This window comes from Nocardioides insulae DSM 17944 (assembly GCF_000422825.1).
Lineage (GTDB): Bacteria > Actinomycetota > Actinomycetes > Propionibacteriales > Nocardioidaceae > Nocardioides > Nocardioides insulae.
The window spans coordinates 18,382-34,317 of the sequence record NZ_KE383928.1 but is presented as its reverse complement, the minus strand read 5'-3'; the positions used below and the strand labels follow the sequence as shown (position 1 = coordinate 34,317).

Annotated in this window: 21 protein-coding genes and 1 pseudogene; 10 read left to right on the top strand and 12 right to left on the bottom strand. The window is 67.8% G+C overall.

Annotated elements, in window-relative coordinates:
* Window positions 1-16 precede the first annotated feature (16 nt).
* Window positions 17-496, bottom strand: coding sequence for a DUF6326 family protein (locus G515_RS0110335; protein WP_028660075.1), 480 nt, complete (start codon window positions 494-496; stop codon window positions 17-19).
* A 161-nt stretch (window positions 497-657) separates the two neighbouring features.
* Here G515_RS0110335 and G515_RS20745 point away from each other — a divergent pair, with 161 nt between their 5' ends.
* Together G515_RS20745 and G515_RS0110325 are read left to right on the top strand one after the other, a co-directional pair.
* Window positions 658-1,821 (top strand): sensor histidine kinase, encoded by a 1,164-nt coding sequence (locus G515_RS20745; RefSeq protein WP_211221010.1) that lies wholly within the window; start codon window positions 658-660, stop codon window positions 1,819-1,821.
* Window positions 1,793-2,449, top strand: a complete 657-nt coding sequence (locus G515_RS0110325; RefSeq protein ID WP_028660074.1) for a response regulator — start codon at window positions 1,793-1,795, stop codon at window positions 2,447-2,449. Before G515_RS20745 ends, G515_RS0110325 begins: the two co-directional genes overlap by 29 nt.
* Before the next feature lie 24 nt (window positions 2,450-2,473).
* On the opposite strand, the gene G515_RS0110320 is transcribed toward G515_RS0110325, so the two are convergent.
* Together G515_RS0110320 and G515_RS0110315 are read right to left on the bottom strand one after the other, a co-directional pair.
* On the bottom strand, window positions 2,474-2,902 hold the full coding sequence (locus tag G515_RS0110320; RefSeq protein ID WP_028660073.1) for an aromatic-ring hydroxylase C-terminal domain-containing protein: 429 nt from the start codon (window positions 2,900-2,902) through the stop codon (window positions 2,474-2,476).
* Window positions 2,903-3,014: 112 nt separating this feature from the next.
* Entirely contained in the window at window positions 3,015-3,578 is a 564-nt protein-coding gene (locus G515_RS0110315) for a dihydrofolate reductase family protein (protein ID WP_028660072.1), read from the bottom strand.
* 86 nt (window positions 3,579-3,664) lie between these two features.
* Between G515_RS0110315 and G515_RS20740 the strand changes: the two genes are divergently transcribed.
* Together G515_RS20740 and G515_RS20735 are read left to right on the top strand one after the other, a co-directional pair.
* The gene (locus tag G515_RS20740; protein WP_036555367.1) at window positions 3,665-4,039 is read left to right on the top strand and encodes a nuclear transport factor 2 family protein; all 375 of its coding nucleotides are present in this window, start codon (window positions 3,665-3,667) and stop codon (window positions 4,037-4,039) included.
* A 95-nt stretch (window positions 4,040-4,134) separates the two neighbouring features.
* Entirely contained in the window at window positions 4,135-4,590 is a 456-nt protein-coding gene (locus G515_RS20735) for a YybH family protein (RefSeq protein ID WP_036555365.1), read from the top strand.
* A gap of 193 nt (window positions 4,591-4,783) precedes the next feature.
* Here the strand turns inward: G515_RS20735 and G515_RS0110300 are convergent, their stop codons facing one another.
* On the bottom strand, window positions 4,784-5,620 hold the full coding sequence (locus G515_RS0110300; protein WP_028660071.1) for a CPBP family intramembrane glutamic endopeptidase: 837 nt from the start codon (window positions 5,618-5,620) through the stop codon (window positions 4,784-4,786).
* A 201-nt stretch (window positions 5,621-5,821) separates the two neighbouring features.
* Here G515_RS0110300 and G515_RS0110295 point away from each other — a divergent pair, with 201 nt between their 5' ends.
* Window positions 5,822-6,172, top strand: coding sequence for a DNA polymerase ligase N-terminal domain-containing protein (locus tag G515_RS0110295; protein ID WP_036555364.1), 351 nt, complete (start codon window positions 5,822-5,824; stop codon window positions 6,170-6,172).
* A 212-nt stretch (window positions 6,173-6,384) separates the two neighbouring features.
* Here G515_RS0110295 and G515_RS0110290 read toward each other — a convergent pair whose 3' ends face one another.
* The 4 genes from G515_RS0110290 to G515_RS0110270 form a co-directional block, all read right to left on the bottom strand.
* The gene (locus tag G515_RS0110290) at window positions 6,385-7,218 is read right to left on the bottom strand and encodes a hypothetical protein (RefSeq protein WP_157571076.1); all 834 of its coding nucleotides are present in this window, start codon (window positions 7,216-7,218) and stop codon (window positions 6,385-6,387) included.
* 199 nt (window positions 7,219-7,417) lie between these two features.
* A protein-coding gene (locus G515_RS0110285) for an IS3 family transposase (protein ID WP_425411231.1) occupies window positions 7,418-8,733 on the bottom strand; the annotation gives its coding sequence in 2 pieces (ribosomal slippage) (window positions 7,418-8,445 and window positions 8,445-8,733; 1,317 coding nt in all).
* A 407-nt stretch (window positions 8,734-9,140) separates the two neighbouring features.
* Window positions 9,141-9,470, bottom strand: coding sequence for a YrdB family protein (locus G515_RS0110275; protein ID WP_028660066.1), 330 nt, complete (start codon window positions 9,468-9,470; stop codon window positions 9,141-9,143).
* Window positions 9,471-9,786: 316 nt separating this feature from the next.
* A complete protein-coding gene (locus tag G515_RS0110270) occupies window positions 9,787-10,734 on the bottom strand; it encodes an NADP-dependent oxidoreductase (protein WP_036555363.1) in 948 nt (315 codons plus the stop codon).
* Window positions 10,735-10,803: 69 nt separating this feature from the next.
* Here G515_RS0110270 and G515_RS0110265 point away from each other — a divergent pair, with 69 nt between their 5' ends.
* Both G515_RS0110265 and G515_RS0110260 read left to right on the top strand, forming a co-directional pair.
* A complete protein-coding gene (locus tag G515_RS0110265) occupies window positions 10,804-11,199 on the top strand; it encodes a winged helix-turn-helix transcriptional regulator (RefSeq protein WP_036555361.1) in 396 nt (131 codons plus the stop codon).
* A 169-nt stretch (window positions 11,200-11,368) separates the two neighbouring features.
* The gene (locus tag G515_RS0110260; RefSeq protein ID WP_028660063.1) at window positions 11,369-12,058 is read left to right on the top strand and encodes a haloacid dehalogenase type II; all 690 of its coding nucleotides are present in this window, start codon (window positions 11,369-11,371) and stop codon (window positions 12,056-12,058) included.
* Between the two features lie 122 nt (window positions 12,059-12,180).
* Here G515_RS0110260 and G515_RS20730 read toward each other — a convergent pair whose 3' ends face one another.
* Both G515_RS20730 and G515_RS0110250 read right to left on the bottom strand, forming a co-directional pair.
* The gene (locus G515_RS20730; protein ID WP_084653442.1) at window positions 12,181-12,480 is read right to left on the bottom strand and encodes a nitroreductase family protein; all 300 of its coding nucleotides are present in this window, start codon (window positions 12,478-12,480) and stop codon (window positions 12,181-12,183) included.
* Window positions 12,481-12,734: 254 nt separating this feature from the next.
* Entirely contained in the window at window positions 12,735-13,148 is a 414-nt protein-coding gene (locus G515_RS0110250; RefSeq protein WP_084653440.1) for a MarR family winged helix-turn-helix transcriptional regulator, read from the bottom strand.
* A gap of 64 nt (window positions 13,149-13,212) precedes the next feature.
* Between G515_RS0110250 and G515_RS0110245 the strand changes: the two genes are divergently transcribed.
* Complete coding sequence (locus tag G515_RS0110245) at window positions 13,213-13,617, top strand: hypothetical protein (RefSeq protein WP_028660061.1); 405 nt, start codon at window positions 13,213-13,215, stop codon at window positions 13,615-13,617.
* Window positions 13,618-13,701: 84 nt separating this feature from the next.
* On the opposite strand, the pseudogene G515_RS20725 reads toward G515_RS0110245, so the two are convergent.
* Window positions 13,702-13,926: pseudogene (locus G515_RS20725) on the bottom strand (nickel-binding protein); the annotation flags it as partial.
* A 32-nt stretch (window positions 13,927-13,958) separates the two neighbouring features.
* Between G515_RS20725 and G515_RS23070 the strand changes: the two are divergent.
* Complete coding sequence (locus tag G515_RS23070) at window positions 13,959-14,708, top strand: AraC family transcriptional regulator (RefSeq protein WP_084653438.1); 750 nt, start codon at window positions 13,959-13,961, stop codon at window positions 14,706-14,708.
* On the opposite strand, the gene G515_RS0110230 is transcribed toward G515_RS23070, so the two are convergent.
* The gene (locus G515_RS0110230; RefSeq protein WP_051218195.1) at window positions 14,656-15,054 is read right to left on the bottom strand and encodes a VOC family protein; all 399 of its coding nucleotides are present in this window, start codon (window positions 15,052-15,054) and stop codon (window positions 14,656-14,658) included. The two genes, G515_RS23070 and G515_RS0110230, sit on opposite strands and share 53 nt — an antisense overlap.
* A gap of 259 nt (window positions 15,055-15,313) precedes the next feature.
* On the opposite strand from G515_RS0110230, the gene G515_RS0110225 reads away from it, so the two are divergent.
* A complete protein-coding gene (locus tag G515_RS0110225; RefSeq protein WP_028660058.1) occupies window positions 15,314-15,742 on the top strand; it encodes a hypothetical protein in 429 nt (142 codons plus the stop codon).
* Window positions 15,743-15,936: the final 194 nt, after the last annotated feature.

Below are 15,936 nucleotides of genomic sequence, written 5' to 3'. Positions count from 1 at the left end.
TGCTGCCGGGTTCGGTTCACGCTTGCTCTCGGGCGTGCACGGTTTCACCGCCCGCCCTGGTCGCCGATGGTGCGGTGCGGGGCCAGGTCCAGGCGTACCGGATGATGAGGGCGAGCAGGATCAGTTCCAGGACGATGCCGAGGCCGTAGAAGTACACCCAGGACTCCCCCACCACGTTGAACGCCGTGACGGGGAGGTAGAGCGAGGCCACGACCAGGTTCGCGATGCGGCTCACTCCTGCGGGCAGCGTCATCGACAGCACGATCATGAGGCTCGGGACCGCCATGAGGGCCAGCGCCGCGGTCGAGAAGGTCTGCGAGAGGTCGAACTCGAAGACCCTGCCGTCCAGGATGTCCTCGACGGTGCCGGGCGTGAAGAAGTTGAGAATGTCCACGTAGGCGTACAGGAACATCAAGCTCGTCCATGCTGCGGCGAGTTTGACCCTCAGCGGGATCGGCTCGTCTTCCAGTGCGGTGGCGGGGTGACGTGTGCTCATGGTGGCCTCCGTGATCGTGGTGGGATCGGTGGGTCCACCCTCGCCGGCCGCGGCGGCGGGCACCTCGGCCCAGAGGCCGGAGTTCAACTGGCCGATGGAATGGTCTCCGCCTCGTCCTTTCGGCCGGTACGCCGCGGCGGCCGGGTCCCTAGGCTGGTGCCGTGGTCGGTGTCCGGCGCTCCATCTGGCATGAGCCGCGGCCCGCTGACGTCCCACCCATCGGTCGTCTCGACTGGCTGCTGGTGGGCGTGTTCGCGGCCGTCGCGTTGGTCGAGGGCATCGTTCGGCCGGACTTGGCCTGGCGACCGCTGGTGACGGTGCTCGCCCTGGCCCTGATGCCCGCCCTGCTGTGGCGGCGGGGCCGTCCGCTGCTGGCCGTCCTGATCGGTTGGGGCGTCGCGGGGCTGCTTTCGGTCCTCCAGTTGACTGCACGCACCGGGGACCTGGGCCTGTACTCCATGATGGCCGTCCTGATCCTGCTCTACTCCCTGGTGCGGTGGGGCTCGGGACGCGAGTTGGTCTTGGGGACGGTGTTCGTGACAGTCGTCGTCGCGCTGGGGACGTACGCCTCCTCCGCGGGCTTGGCCGACGTTGTCGGCGGGAGCCTCCTCTTGCTGTTGCTCGTCGCCCTCGCGGCGGTGTTCCGCTACCGCGCGGACCTCTGGCATCGCCAACAGCGCGAGATCCGCAATCAGGAGCGGGTGGCGCTGGCGCGCGAGCTGCACGACACCGTTGCCCACCACCTCTCGGCCATCGCGGTGCAGGCGCAGGCCGGTGGCCTGGTCGCCGGCATCCAGCCTGACAAGGCTGCTGAGGCCCTGGCCGCGATCGAGTCGGAAGCATCGCGAACCCTGGCGGAGATGAGAGCCATGGTGCGGGTGCTGCGAGAGGAGGAAGCGATCACCTACTCACCGCAGCCGGGTGTCTCGGACCTGCCTGCTCTGGCGAGCGCCGACGCGACGCCCTCGGTCGAGGTCTCACTGGAGGGTTCGGTGACCCGGTTGGCACGACCCGTGGACGCCGCGCTCTACCGGCTCGCGCAGGAGTCCCTGACCAACGCCGTACGGCACGCCCGGAGCGCAACCCGCGTCGGCATCGACGTACGCCGGGAGGGTGACGCCGTCAGGCTACGGGTCTGCGACGACGGACAGAACGAGCCTGGGCCAGTCCCGGAGCCCGGGTTCGGCCTGCTGGCATGGCCGAACGCGCCCAGCTCCTCGGCGGATCGCTCTCCGCTGGGCCGGCGCCCGAGGGTGGCTGGGTGGTCGAGGCGGTGCTGCCGGTGGAGTCGCTGGCATGAGCATCCGTGTTGTCGTCGCCGATGACCAGGACCTGGTCCGGACCGGGTTGGTGATGATCCTCGGCGCGCAACCCGAACTCGAGGTCGTGGGAGAGGCCGCAGACGGGCTCGCAGCCCTCGACCTGGCGACCAGGCTGCGTCCCGATGTCCTGCTCGTCGACATCCGAATGCCCGGGCTCGACGGCGTCGAGGTGACGCGGCGCCTGGCCGGGCCGGACGTGACGGACCCGATGGCGGTCGTGGTGATCACCACCTTCGACCTCGATGAGTACGTCCTCGGCGCCCTCCGCGCCGGTGCCCGCGGCTTCCTGCTCAAGGACGCCGGGCCGGAGCTGCTCGTGCAGGCCATCCACGCGGCAGCCAACGGGGACGCGCTGATCGCCCCCAACGTCACCCGACGGCTGCTGGCGACCTTCGCCGACCAGGCGCCGGAGGTACCGGCCCAGCCCGTCGACCCGCTCACCGAGCGCGAGGAGGAGGTGCTCGCGCTGGTGGCACGGGGCCGGACCAACGCCGAGATCGCCACCGAGCTCTTCGTCGGCCTGAGCACGGTCAAGACCCACGTCGCCTCGTTGATGAGCAAGCTCGGCGCCCGCAACCGCGTCGAGATCGCGATCTGGGCATACGACACCAGGCGCGCGAGAGCCGATTGACCGACTGGTGGCGTGCTGGTGGGTTCAGGCGGGCCCCGCGAGGCTGGTGAAGTCCGCCATCGCGCCGGCCCAGTCGCCGTTGGCCGCATAGGCCAGGTAGCCGTCGGGTCGGATCAGGATCTGCGCCGACACCGTGGTGCCGTACGCCTGCGCGAGGTGCGCGGCCGCGGTGGTGGGAACCGCGACGGGGTGGAGGGCCGCCCCGGCCTCGGGCCACTGGGAAGTGGCCTCGCTGAGCCCGTCGATCGCGGCGTCACCGAGCGCGAGCAGGGTGAAGTGGGGGCCACGGAGGTGGTCGATGAGCCGCTGCGGACCGGTCTCCGGGTCGCTCCAGTCCACATTGGGTGCCCGGTCTCCCGCCTGTACGCCGGTGGCGTCGTCGGGCACGCCGAGCGCCAGCGGGCCGCGGCGGTAGCTGAGCGTGAGCTGGCGCTCCTGGTCGCCACGCTTCATCGCGGCGGTCGGGCGGGTCCGGGTGCTCTCGTAGAGCTTGGTCGCCAGGCCCAGGACGCCGGCCGCGACCGGCTGCCAGCACTCCTCGGCGCGGCATCGAATCTGCGTTTTCTCAGCGCTTGACTCGATAGGCGAGGCGCATGACGCCGGAGCCGAACGTGCGGGTATGGACGAGCTCGAGGTCGACGCGGCGCTCGTGCCGGGGAAAGAAGGGGATGCCGCCGCCGACCAGCACCGGATGGACCATCGCCCGGTACTCGTCGATCAGCCCCGCCTCGGCCACCTGATCGGCGAGCCCCGCGCCGCCGATCGCGATCTCGCCCTCCCCCGGCTCGGCCCGCAACCGCTCGATCTCCTCGGCCGGGCTCCCGGTGGCCAGCCGTGTTCGGCCCTCCACCGCGGACAGGGTCCGAGAGAACACCACTTTGGGCAGAGCCTTCCACAGGGTGGCCCACTCACGCGTCGAGTAGTCGGTGTCGGGTTCCTGCTCGTGAGTCTCCCAGTACAACATCGTCTCGTAGAGCCGCCGCCCCATCAGGTGTACGCCGACGCCGCGGAGCTCGTCGGTGAAGACGCCGAAGACCTCCTCATCCGGATCGGTCCAGTCGAACGTGCCGTCCGGTCCGACGATGTAGCCGTCGAGTGAGACGCCCATCGAATAGGTGACCTTGCGCATCACACACCCCCCGGCCCGACAATACGACCAAGCGCGGGGGCGGCGACACCGTCAGCGAGCCAGCGACGACGTGCGAGACTGCCCTGATGAGCGAGCGGGACGAACTGCTGGCCGCGGCCGCCGAGTGGGCCGCCGCGATCGTCTCGAACGACGCCGAGCGGATCGCGGGATTCACGACCGAGGACTGGGTGATCGTCTCGGACTCCGGCGTCTCGCCCGGGGAACGGTTCCTCGATCTGGTACGTCGTGGCGCGCTCACCCACTCCGCGATGCGTACCGAGGGTCAGACGCGCGTGCGTACCTACGGCGACACGGCGGTCGTGACCGCCCGGGTGACCAACACGGCGCACTACGCGGGTGAGCGGTTCGACGCCGATGAGTGGACCACCGACGTGTTCGTGCGCACCGACGGCAGGTGGCGCTGCGCGCTCAGCCACATCACGACAGCGTCGGATCGCTGAAGGTCCTCCACACTCATTCCCGCTGGCGCACACCGTTCCCGCTCATCGGTCCGGATGTGGTGCCCGGGCTGAGATGGACTGGCTACCGTGGCTGGATGACGGACGATCATCCCGCGCTGCCCCAGCTGATCCGGATGGCTCAGGAATCTGCGGAGGCCTACCTCGCCGGTGACCTCGACACCTACGCCAGGGTGTTGCCGCACGCGGAGGACTTCACGCTGATGCCGCCGTTCGGTGGGCCGACCAGGCAAGGGTTCGTCCTGGACGACGAGACACGCGAGGCCACCCGGAGCACCTTCCGAGGCGGTCAGGTGGAGGTCGACGTGGACGCGTCGTACGTGACCGACGAGCTTGCCGTGCTGGCGGTGATAGAGCGACAGCGCGGGGTGGTGGGCGACCTCCCCGAGCAGGACTGGTCTCTACGCGTCACGCTCACCTTCCGGCGTGACGGCGGGCGTTGGCGACTCGTGCACCGTCATGCGGACGCGCTGGTTCACACCGTCGGTTGGAACACCCTCGCGAGGCTCGCGCGCGGCGACCTGCCGGACTGAGCATCCTGCCACCAGTCCGCGCCCCAGAGCCGTTCGGGCATAGGACTCGGGCGGGGCTCGCTCCGGTCCTCGTACGCCAGGAGCCGTCGAACCGAGAGGGTTTGCCAACTCGTCACAATCCGCGGCGCGTGAGGACTGGGCGAGAAGCCCCGGCCTTCAGCCCGGGGACGGAGCGCGCCTGGCACCAGCGCGCTCAGGCGTCGGCCGGGACCGCGGGGCCGGACGCGCGCCCGCGCACGAAGAAGACCGAGACGAAGCCGACGATGACGATGAGCACCGTCGCGGTCACTGCGAGCACGCTGGCGCCCGAGCTCTGGTCGGTGACTGCCTTGTCCAGCCCTCCCGATGCCAGGAACGTCGTCGGATCGGTCAAGGCGTGCAGGATGATCGCTGCCCAGATCGTCCCGGTCACCCGCATCGCCATGTACATGCACATCCCGAACCCGAAGGTGTACACCACGGTCGCGGCAACGGTGGATGGCTCCATCCCGGAGATCAGGTTCGTCATGTGCATCAGCGCGAACAGCAGTGATGAGATGAGGGCGACGAACTTCTCGCCGTGGTGCGCATCGCGCATCATCTTGACCACCACGCCGCGGGTGGCCAGTTCCTCGGTGAAGCCCACGCTGGCCCCGAGGAGCACCATCGCAAGCAGCTGACCGGTCCCCCAGGCACCCCAGTCCGTGCCGAACATGTGGCCCACGATGGCGGTGGCGGCAAGGATCGGCCCGATCCACATCCATCGGCGTCCTCGCACGGGCTGTGCGCGGAAGATCTCGGACAGCCACCCCTGCCTGGCGGCGAAGAATGCGATCGCGGCACCACCGATGACGATCGGTAGCACCAGACCGAAGAAGATCGATAAGAAGTCGGCCAGGATGTCGTCTTCGTTGATCGGGCCATCGAAGACCGCGTCGACGATCCAACCCACGACCAGGTAGAACACCAGATAGGCCAGCACGAAGAGGACGGCCTTCCACAGGGTCGGACGGCCCCAGAAACCGGACCCTCCCGTCGCAGTCGTTGTCATGACGCGGATAGTTGCAGACGTTCCGTCGCCCCGCCCTCCCGCTCGAGTGAACGGAATGTAAATCCGACCCCGTGACGTCTCCAAGTTCGTCCCCGGCCACCAAGATGAGCCTCCATCACAGGCACTTCGAAACGCGCCGCCTGAGACCGTGCGCGCTCGTGCGACCTGCCGTCCAGAAGCTGGCGAGGGTAGAACTGTTGTGTGCCCAACCCCGTGTTCGTCCTGCACGACCACCGCAAGCCACGCCCGCACTTCGACCTGCGACTCGAAGAAGAAGGCGTTCTTCGGTCCTGGGCACTCCCGAAGGGTCTGCCGACGAGCAACCATCACGACCGGCTCGCCATCGCCGTTCCCGACCACGACCTCGACCACGCGACGTACAGCGATGACAACAAGTCTGTCGCGGACCACGGCACCTGGACGTTGATGAGCCGCACCGATCGGCGTTTCGTTTTCCAGCTGCACGGCGAGCGCGGTGTTCGGCGCTACGCGCTGATCGACACAGGTAGAGACTGGCTCCTCCACCTGACGAAGGAGCAGCCCGAGCAGTAGGCGGCTTGAGAAGCCGCTCTTGAACCCCGTCTAACCCAGGCGAGGCCACATGCCAGCCACCACGAGCGGGTCTGTCGTGGACGCCCTGACCGCAACCAGCCTGAAACGCTCGAGGCGATCGGCATGGGGAGCTCGATAAGCGTCTTGGCGGCGGTATGACGCAGGTCGTGAAGGGGCACAGCGCGGCGTTCACGGCCCGGCCGATGCACATCCTAATTTCCAGGAACGTCGCGGCGAATGAGCCAGTCGTCGATCCTGACCGGAGGGTTGAACTTCGGGTCCGAGGACACCCGCACAATCACATAGGGCACAACTCGCGTCCAGACCAGCGTCGGTTCAAGACTGTGCATCGCGAGCTCACGGCGATGGGCGTTCAAGAGTCGGGCGCTCGCGTTGCGGTAGTCATCAGTTTGAGTCAGGACCGTGAACGGAACAAAGATGTTTTCACCGCCTGGCGGTGAGGCATTCCAGTACACGTAGTTCATCCCTTGCGATCCACCGCACATGACCCACAGCATGGACAGAGCGCCCGCCATGTCCGCCGTCGTAGGTTCGACGTTGTATAGAACATCCTCCCGAAGCAGAGATGTCGCGTAGCTCTCGAAACGGGCGGTCGCGTCGCAGAGTTTGTAGTATGCCTGTTGGTCTTTCTGGAACTCTTTGTCTGCAAGCAAGGGGTGGGTGACTCGCGCGGTGCGGTGGTCCCGAGGCAGCGCTTGTATCGCTCGGATGAAGTCCGCCACCGCCTTGGGATCTCCTTCACCGAGCTTGCCGTCCTCCTTCCCGATGGTCAGGCGTGGTGGCTCTGGGTGCATCGGCTCGGGCGCGGGCTCGAGCGGACTCTTCAAGTGTTTGACCTCGCGCGCGGTGATAAAGCCGGCCACGATGGCGACCGCGCTCAAAAAGGTTCCGGCAACCTGCGACCTATCCGCGAGTTCATCGACCATGTGATCGCTCAGGAAGAGATAGATGGCGCCGAGGCCGGCTGCCATAAAGACGACGAAGCCTCCGCCCACACTGATTGCGACTCTCCAGTTCGCACGCATAAAGCCATTGACGCACGTTTGCTGTCCAAGCTGTAGGCCGGCCCACCCGCGCCAAGATCCTCCGGCTGCAATGTGACGTGACCCGGCCGTGGTCACGCTGGGCCTCGTTCGTGCCGCGGCCCCGCGCGACCTCCGGGTCCAGGCGATGTCAGACCTTGTCGCGGCGAAATGAATCGCCCCGGGTTCCGTGGAGGCTCGGTTACTTGGAACCAGCCCCGGTCGGGACGGGTGTCTCAGGGTAGATCTGGGCGGTGACGCTGGTCTGCTGATGAGACCAGTGGTTGGCCTCGAACTCGGCCGGTGGGACGAGCCCGATCTCGCCGTGAAGCCGGCGGTGGTTGAACCAGTCGACATACTCGGCGACCGCGATCTCGACGTCGCCCACGTTCTTCCAACCGCCCTTGGGACGCATGACCGGGTTGCGGATGCACTCGGCCTTGAACAGCGAGTTGAGCGCCTCGGCCATGGCGTTGTCATACGAATCGCCTCGGCTTCCCACCGAGGCGACGGCGTCGGCCTCGGCGAGCCGCTCGGTGTAGCGAATCGCTCGGTACTGGACTCCGCGGTCGCTGTGATGGACCAGGCCGGTGACGTCCTGCCTGGCCCGCTGCCGGGTCCACAGGCCCATGTCGAGGGCGTCGAGCGCCAGGTCGGTGCGCAGGCTGGTCGATACCTGCCAGCCGACGATCATCCGAGAGAAGACGTCGAGGACGAACGCGACGTAGGTCCACCCGGCATGCGTACGGACGTAGGTCAGATCGGCTACCCACAGCTGGTTGGGACCCGTGGCGACGAACTTCCGGTTGACGAGGTCCTCGGGCCGCTCGGTCTCTGCGCCGTCACCGATGGTGGTCTTGCGGCTCTTCTCCCGCGGGATCCCGCGCAGGCCCTCGGCCCGCATGAGTCGCTCCACGGTGCACCGGGCGACCGGCACCCCTTCGCGGTTCAGCTCGGCATGGATCTTCCTCGCGCCGTAGACCCCCAGGTTCGCCCGGTGGGCGACCTTGATGTCCTCGACCAGGACGGCGTCGCGGACCGCGCGCGCCGAGGGCGGCCTGGACTTGGCCGCGTAGTAGCCACTCGGGGCGATCTGCACGCCGGCGCTCTTCAACACCGCACAGATCGGCTCGACCCCGACCTCACGCCCATCGACCACGTCACCGCGGTGGGCGTCGATGTAGGCCACTACCTGCTGGCGGGGCGGTCGAGCTCCGCCGCAAAGAAAGCCGCCGAGGTCTTCAGAATGTGGTTGGCCCGCCGCAGCTCGCGGTTCTCCTGCTCGAGCTTGGCGATCCGCTCGGCCTCCGCTGAGGTGGTGCCGGGCCGGACACCACCGTCGATCTCGGCCTGCCGGACCCAGTTGCGCAGGGTCTCGGGATGCATGCCGAGCTGCTCGGCCACGCGGGCGATCGCCCCCTGCTTGGTCGCCGGGTCTTGGCGGAGCTCAACGGCCATCCGAGTGGCCCGCTCACGCAGCTCGTCGGGGTACTTCCTGGGTGCTGCCACGACTCTCATCCTCCATGGATTGAGAGCCTCCACCAGACCCGCGGCGATTCAACATGTCCATTCGTGGTGGCCGGCCCCGGCCCGGTCGGAGCAGCTGGCCTGATCAGGAGCTTGACCGCCGGCGTTGCCGCGCCAGCGTGTCCCATCACAGTCCTGCCGAATCTCCGCCCCTGGACCGGAACCACGTCCCGTCCATGGCAAGGAGAGAACGCATGACCAGTCTGACTGATGTCGTCGATGTCGTCATCGGTGTCGACACCCACGTCCACACCCACTCGGCTGCGGTGATCGATGGGCATACCGGCGCGGTGATCAGCGCAGGAAACGGTCGGGCAACTGCTTGTGGTCAGGGGCGAGATGTAGTTGACCCGGCGGTGTGGGTTGACCAGACGCCCAGAGGCGTCGTTGCTGATGACTCAGGCGTCCCACTGGTGCAGCGCGGTGAGGAGCGCAGCGTTGACCACGACGAGCGAGAGGTAGACCGCGGCCCACGTCACCGCGCCGACAACAAGTAGACCGAGCGCCGCCGACACGAACACCGCAAGCTCGAGCGGGATCCGGGTGCTGGGTGGCAACCGTCGGGTCGACCGAGGCGCGTTCCAGCGCGCCCAAACGGCGATCGCGACGGCGGGGAGAGCCACGGCGAGGGCTATTGCCCAGAGACCGGATCCGATCGCTGCACCTGTGTAGGCCAGCGTGGCGAAGCAGGTCACTTCAAGGAGGAACTTCATGAGGAGGTTGGCCATTTGCACGACCCGAGTGTCCCGAATGTCGATCCTCCACCACGACGAACCCGCAAGGCGAACGGCTGTCGCCGACGGATGGTCGACCTCGGCGACGTCGAGCTCGTCGTCCCTGGTACAGATCCCGAACCGGATCGTTCGCTCAGATCAGAGGCAATGCCGCTCACAGGAATGTCGGGGATCCCCCAGCGATTCGCTCCGCGATCCCCACGTACTCGAAGCAGCGGCGACGAGGCTCGCCGGTTGCAGGAAAGTGTGCCATCCACGCTTGTGGGTGAACGCGAGGACGACGACGGACAGGCGGGATGGGGTGGGACGATTACGGCGTCACTACCAGCCGTCCCCGCACGCCGCCCTGCTCGAGTCTGGCGTGCGCGAGGGCGAGGTCGTTGAGCGAGTGGACGTCAGCCACGCGAAGTTCCAACCGCCCTGCCTCCGCCAACGCGGACAGCAGGTGCAGCGAGCCGCCATCGGCCCACACCTCCTGGACCGAGACGGACGTTCCTCTCAGCGGGGGTGGTGCGAACGGCGCGACCAGCGCCACGAACCGCCCGCCGGCGCGCAGAGTTTCGTGGGCCGCGACCCCGAGCACGGCGCAGTCGACCACGGCGTCGACGCCGCGCGGCAGAATCTCTCGTACGGCGGGTGCGAGTGGGGTGCTCCGGTCGAGCACGTGTCGCGCTCCCCAGTCTCGGAGACGCGCCTCGTCGCCGGGATCGGCTGTGGCCACGACCTCGACGCCGTGCATGGCGGCGAGCTGAACCAGCAGGCTGCCCACTCCGCCAGCGGCACCGGTGAGGAGGAGGCTGTCGCCGGCGCGCACTCGAGTGGATAGGAAGGCGTGCCAGGCGGTCAGTCCTGCGAGGGGGAGCGTCGCGGCGTGCTCGGCGGAGACATCGCGGGGCGTCGGCGCCAGCGACCCCTCGCGGAGTACGACGAAGTCGGCATGCGTCCCGCCGTCACCGAGGACGTCACGGAGGCCGATGACGCCCTCACCCACTGCGAACCGCTCCACTCCGGCACCGAGTTCGACCACCTCACCGGCAACGTCCCAGCCCAGGCCGTGGTGGGGTGCGGGAGCAAGAAGCCCGGCGGCGGCCAGGTTGCCGTTCCGGGTGGACAGGTCGATCCGGTTCACCGCTGCTGCCACAACCTTCACCAGCACCTCGCCCGCCCGAGGTCGGGGGCGCTCCACCGCTGTGATCTCGATCGAGTCCGCCGCACCGGGTGTACGGACCAGGGCGGCACGCATCATGTTGTTCGTCATGGCCGTGACCGTAGTTTTCGTAACTATCGATTCGGAAGTAGGCACCTTTGAGTGCCTTACTATGGGTTCGTGACCCGAACTGCCGCCGAAGTCCGCCTGGACGCCCGCGAGGCCTACAACGCCAACCTGCGCGAGTGCCCCGGTCACCAGTTGCTCGCCACCCTGAGCGACAAGTGGGTCACGCTTGTGATCAGCGCGCTCGCCGACGGCCCGCTGCGCTACAACGAGTTGGGACGGGTGGTGGTCGGCGCGTCTCCCAAGATGCTCACCCAGACGCTGCGGACCTTGGAACGCGATGGGATGCTCTCGCGCGAGGTAATCGTGGCGGTCCCGGTCATCGTGTCGTACGAGCTCACCGACCTCGGACGGGACCTCCTGCCTCTCCAGCGGGCGATCAAGGCATGGGCCGAGCACCACATCCCCCAGGTCCACGCCGCGCGGGCTGTCTACGACGGCGATCGCTGAGAGCGCCCCCCGCTCCTGATCGCTGGAGCGCGGAGCAGTGGCTGCGACCCGGCCGACGCCACGGCACGGAATGATCGCGGGCTGAGAGCGTTGAAGCAGACGGGCTCAGCGGGGCGGATCGTCCTACGGTGGGCCGCGGATAGCCGGTACGCCGGGGAAGCGGGGAGGGATGCTCGAGTACGCCGATATCGAGGTCGTGGTGTTCGACGTCCTCGGGACCCTGGTCGATGAGCCTGGCGGGATTCGCGATGCCATCCGCGAGGCGACACCGGTGGCCGACAACGCCGCTGTCAGCGACATGCTGAGTGTCTGGCAGGGGCATGTCGAGCGCGAGCAACGGCGAATCGCGCAGGGCGCCCGAGGTTTCGCCAACACCGATGACATCGACCGCGAGGCAGCCGCACACGTGGCCGAACTCGCCGACCTGCATGATCCCATCAGCATTGAACGACTCGCGACGGCGGCGCAGCGCCTGGACCCGTGGGATGACTCCGTCGAGGGACTCACGCGGTTGGCGGAGGCATTTCCCGTCGTGGGCCTCTCCAATGCCAGCCGGAAGACGTTGCTCAGGCTCAACGCGTACGCAGGGCTGCGCTGGCACCAAGCCCTCTCGGCCGAGGACGCCAACACCTACAAGCCTGCGCCGGAGGTCTACCGGCTGGCCGTCGACGCTGCCGGGTGCCCACCACACCACATCCTGATGGTCGCCGCCCACGCCTGGGATCTCCGCGGAGCCCAGGCGGTCGGAATGCGAACTGCCTACGTGCAGCGCCCGGTCGGGGATCCGCCCACCGACTCCGACGACTTCGACGGGTACTTCGCAAGTCTCGGAGCCTTGGCCGCCGCGGCGCAGGCGTAGCCCGATCTCGGCGGTTCTACCTACCTTCGGATACGGGGACGCAATCACCCGGTACGTCGGCTTCGGCGCTATCTCGTTCCCAGGCCAGCCCTCGATCTGGCCACGGCTCGAGTGAGACGACCTCAGTCTCCGGTCGCACGGGACACGAGTTCGTCGATACCGACGCGAGTCCGTTCCTCGGGCGCGGCGTCCAGCGCGCGACGTGCACTCGGCGCAAGGAACTCGACCAACGCCGAATGACCGACCGTTCCCCGCTGCTCGAAGATGAACGCCCAAGGTTGCGAGTTGCCCGCGGAGGGTGTCCATCGGGCCGCCTCCAGCAGAACGCCACGGTCACGATTGGAGATCTCCGCGACGGGATCGAACGCCAGCGGACTCCAGCGGCCACGTAGGAGCGGATGCACTCGGCCCTCATCGCTCATGATGGGTTAGACGCCGACCGTGTCCGGCATATTCCGGGGTGGGTTCCTGGGCTGATGGCGGCGGTCTCGGTTGCGAGAGAATCAGTGGGGACAGCGGCCGCCGATGGTGGTTCGCCCGCGGGGCTGCAAGAGCGACGACAATTCAGTTCCTTTTCGCCAAGATGGATTCATGACACAGGCCGCATGCCTGGCGGACCGACGTTGGGCGGCCTATCGCGACCGTGCACACGTCGTGGTCCGCGAATGCGTAACGTTCACCCGATGCGTTCGAGGAACTCGACGAGCTGCGCGCGCTCGCCGGTGCTCAGACCCCCGAACACCGCCTCCTGTACGCCCTCCATGGCCTCTGCCACCTCGACCATGAGCCGGCGGCCAGCCGGGGTGAGGGTGGCGAGGACCCGCCGCCCGTGCCCCGGGTCCTTTGCCCTTGCGACGAGTCCCCGGCCCTCGAGTGCTCGAAGCGTGTGGGTGACGTCGCGCGCGTCGAGTGCCGCCGCCGCGCCGACCTCGGTCTGGCTCAGCGGGGCGTCCCCGGCGAGGGCCGCCAGGCAGCGGTACTCGTAGCCGGTGACGCCTACCTCCGCCAACCCGTGCTGCAGGAGCCGGTGCGCGCGAGTGGCGGCCGAGCTCAAGACCCAGGTGGGCAGGCGTTCAAGTGGACTGGTCATGACCCTTGCTCTCATGTTGGTGACACCAATACTATGGTGGTGTCACCAACATTATGGAGGACAGATGGCTCGCGAACGCACCTTGCCCACGGTTATCGGTCCCACCGAGAACGCCCTCCGTGCACTGCTGCTCCAGGCTCTTGCCACAACGCCGATCCGGAGCTACTCCGAGTGGGTGATCCTCAACGCCGCGAGCTCGACCGACGCCGACTGGCGGATGAGCGTCGCGGACGCCCTGAAGGTCGACGACACCGAGATCGACGCGGTGCTGGAGAGGCTCCGCCTGCTCGGGCTGCTTGACGACGACGGGCTGACCCCAGCCGGCCGCGCGCAGCTCACCGATGCACGGACCCGGGTCGCCGCGACCACGAGCCTGCTCATCGAGGGGATCGACGCCGATCAGCAGGAGCAGGTGCGGACCGTACTCGACTTGCTCCGTAGCCGCGCCGAGGAGATGTTGGCGCGCTGACGTGCGCCGGAACACGATCAGCCTGCGGGACGTGTGGTTGGCACCGGTCCTCGACGACTGTGCCGCTGGACGCTGGAGGTCGCGTCACTCGCCGGTGGCGGGGTCGATCGTGCGCCGTACCCTGGCGGTCGTGTCGAGAGGGGAAGCCGCCGAGTTTCCGTGCTCCAGCACGGTGCTCTCGTCGTCGGCGATGTAGACGCAGTAGAGCTTGTCGTCGGTGACGTAGCTGTGCAGCCACTGTGCTCGATCGCCGAGGCTGTCGGCCACCTCGTTGGACTTCTGTGCGATCCCGCGGAGTGTGCCCTCGGCGAGAGCTCCCGGCGCCGGGAAGGGTGCGCTCGATGACGAACTTGGGCATGAGTCTCCTTCGTGAGGCCCGGGGGCCGGATGGGTTCGGTGCTTTCACGTTGGACCACGACGCCCTGTCCCGGCGCCTTCCTGAGTTGCTACTGGCGGAGGTCCTCCGCATCCACCTGTCGACCATCGAAGCCGGCCAGGGCTGGATCGCGGCGCTGCGGGATCCGGTGGTGGGTCCCGCGATGTCGGCGATCCACCGATCGCCTGACGAGCCGTGGACGGTTGCCGCCCTCGCCTCGGTTGCCGCGGTGTCCCGGTCCGTGCTGGACCAGCGGTTCCGGCAGGTGGTCGGACGAGCGCCGATCCGCTACCTGTCCGACTGGCGGCTGCACGTTGCGGGTGACCTGCTGCGCTCGACCGATCTGGGGGTCGCGACCGTGGCGCGGCGGGTCGGCTACGAGAGTGAGGAAGCGTTCAGCCGCGCCTTCAAGCGCCGGTACGGCACGCGCCGGGCGGTTGGCGCCGCCGCCGGCCAGAGCCGCTGTCCGCACCACCCGGCTGATCCCGCCTGGCCGCCAGCCGGGTACGCGAAGTGCCCTACTCCGAAAGCCGATCCCGCTCTGGTCATGCTTTCGCGGTGCGGAAGGCGAAGAGTCAGCCCGGTACCTCGCGAGAGCGGGCGAGTGAGCTCAGACTGCATCCCGAAGGAGACCCGGGTGAATCCGCCCTCCCGCACTGTCCTCACCACGGTTCGGCGTTGGTCACCACCCAGAGGTGTCCGTCGGGATCGGTGAAGGAGCCGGTATAGCCCCACTCCTTCTTTTCCGGGCTCAGGACAACAGTGGCTCCGGCCGCTTCCGCACGTTCGACCACGGCATCGACTTCTTGATCGTCATCGCATGAGTACTGCAGCAGGCACTCGCTGACTCCGGGTTCGGCTGCCGGTTGCTCGCCGAGCACCCAACCGAAGCCCCCGCGGGGGATGAACATCAGGGTCACGTCCTCGCCTAGCTTGAACTGAAGTGGCTCGACGATCCCGTCATCAGCGCGCTCACCGACTGTCTCAAGCCCAAACGCATTGACGTAGAACCTGTACGCATCGGCACGCGATTCGATCGGCAGGGTGATGATCGTCTTCATGGGTCCTCCATCGACGTTGCACAACGAGACCACTATGGCTTGGCGAGCCGTCGGCGCACTGCGATGAGGTGCAAGGGAAGGCCAGAAGCGCACGCCGGCAATCGTGCGTACCGCGACCCGATGCCCGATCCCCCACCGGGTCGCCCCGGCGGCATTCTGGTCCGGCGAAGATTGAAGGAAGACATGTTCGACAGAAGGGCTTGCGCCGGGGCCGCTGAGTCGTAGGCTGCCGCCACCTAGTCAGAGGGTGGGGTATGCAATGGCGCATCTCGACGAACTCGGATTCCACTCGGACACCCCGGGAGCACGTTGCCCGGGTGAGCAGCTCCAAGTCACCGGCTGGTCGGTCCAAGTGGTCGGCACCGTGGTGCTCCTCATCGGATGCACCCTGACCCTGGGGGCCCTGCCAGATCCGGTCGGCGGGGCGTTGCCAGACGGCACCGACCTCGGCCCGTTGCTGCTCGGCCTGGCGGTGTCGCTGGCGCTGGGCATCGGGCTCGCGATCATCGGCGCGATGATCGGCGCCCTCGGCAAGCACCGTTCCCAGCGCACCCTGGGCGCGAGCCGTCCGGTGTGGATGGTGCTGGGCCGTTGGCAGCGCGGCCTGGGCGCCGCCGTGGTCGGGATGAGCGCCGTATCCCTGGTGGCCACCCTCATCACGTTGCTGCTGGCGGTCAACTCGCCCTGATCTGAGGCCAAGGCCTGCACAGATCTGCCTGCCCCACAACTGCCCGTCCCAGGAGTGCAGCTCGCGCGGTGTGGGCAAACGAAGGAGCTTGACCCCCATCGAGTACGAGTTGGCCTCACCCGCAGACACCGTTCCCGACTGAGGACCCATCACCCCGTATGGAACCAGCCTGTAGGGCAGGTCAACGTCACCCG

What these genes read in the sequence shown, in the direction of transcription:
- G515_RS0110335 (WP_028660075.1), bottom strand. Translation starts at nt 496, where the DNA reads ATGAGCACACGTCACCCCGCCACCGCACTGGAAGACGAGCCGATCCCG.
- G515_RS0110325 (WP_028660074.1), top strand. Translation starts at nt 1,793, where the DNA reads ATGAGCATCCGTGTTGTCGTCGCCGATGACCAGGACCTGGTCCGGACC.
- G515_RS0110320 (WP_028660073.1), bottom strand. Translation starts at nt 2,902, where the DNA reads ATGAAGCGTGGCGACCAGGAGCGCCAGCTCACGCTCAGCTACCGCCGC.
- G515_RS0110315 (WP_028660072.1), bottom strand. Translation starts at nt 3,578, where the DNA reads ATGCGCAAGGTCACCTATTCGATGGGCGTCTCACTCGACGGCTACATC.
- G515_RS20740 (WP_036555367.1), top strand. Translation starts at nt 3,665, where the DNA reads ATGAGCGAGCGGGACGAACTGCTGGCCGCGGCCGCCGAGTGGGCCGCC.
- G515_RS20735 (WP_036555365.1), top strand. Translation starts at nt 4,135, where the DNA reads ATGACGGACGATCATCCCGCGCTGCCCCAGCTGATCCGGATGGCTCAG.
- G515_RS0110300 (WP_028660071.1), bottom strand. Translation starts at nt 5,620, where the DNA reads ATGACAACGACTGCGACGGGAGGGTCCGGTTTCTGGGGCCGTCCGACC.
- G515_RS0110290 (WP_157571076.1), bottom strand. Translation starts at nt 7,218, where the DNA reads ATGCGTGCGAACTGGAGAGTCGCAATCAGTGTGGGCGGAGGCTTCGTC.
- G515_RS0110275 (WP_028660066.1), bottom strand. Translation starts at nt 9,470, where the DNA reads ATGGCCAACCTCCTCATGAAGTTCCTCCTTGAAGTGACCTGCTTCGCC.
- G515_RS0110270 (WP_036555363.1), bottom strand. Translation starts at nt 10,734, where the DNA reads ATGACGAACAACATGATGCGTGCCGCCCTGGTCCGTACACCCGGTGCG.
- G515_RS0110260 (WP_028660063.1), top strand. Translation starts at nt 11,369, where the DNA reads ATGCTCGAGTACGCCGATATCGAGGTCGTGGTGTTCGACGTCCTCGGG.
- G515_RS20730 (WP_084653442.1), bottom strand. Translation starts at nt 12,480, where the DNA reads ATGAGCGATGAGGGCCGAGTGCATCCGCTCCTACGTGGCCGCTGGAGT.
- G515_RS0110250 (WP_084653440.1), bottom strand. Translation starts at nt 13,148, where the DNA reads ATGACCAGTCCACTTGAACGCCTGCCCACCTGGGTCTTGAGCTCGGCC.
- G515_RS0110245 (WP_028660061.1), top strand. Translation starts at nt 13,213, where the DNA reads ATGGCTCGCGAACGCACCTTGCCCACGGTTATCGGTCCCACCGAGAAC.
- G515_RS23070 (WP_084653438.1), top strand. Translation starts at nt 13,959, where the DNA reads ATGACGAACTTGGGCATGAGTCTCCTTCGTGAGGCCCGGGGGCCGGAT.
- G515_RS0110230 (WP_051218195.1), bottom strand. Translation starts at nt 15,054, where the DNA reads ATGAAGACGATCATCACCCTGCCGATCGAATCGCGTGCCGATGCGTAC.
- G515_RS0110225 (WP_028660058.1), top strand. Translation starts at nt 15,314, where the DNA reads ATGGCGCATCTCGACGAACTCGGATTCCACTCGGACACCCCGGGAGCA.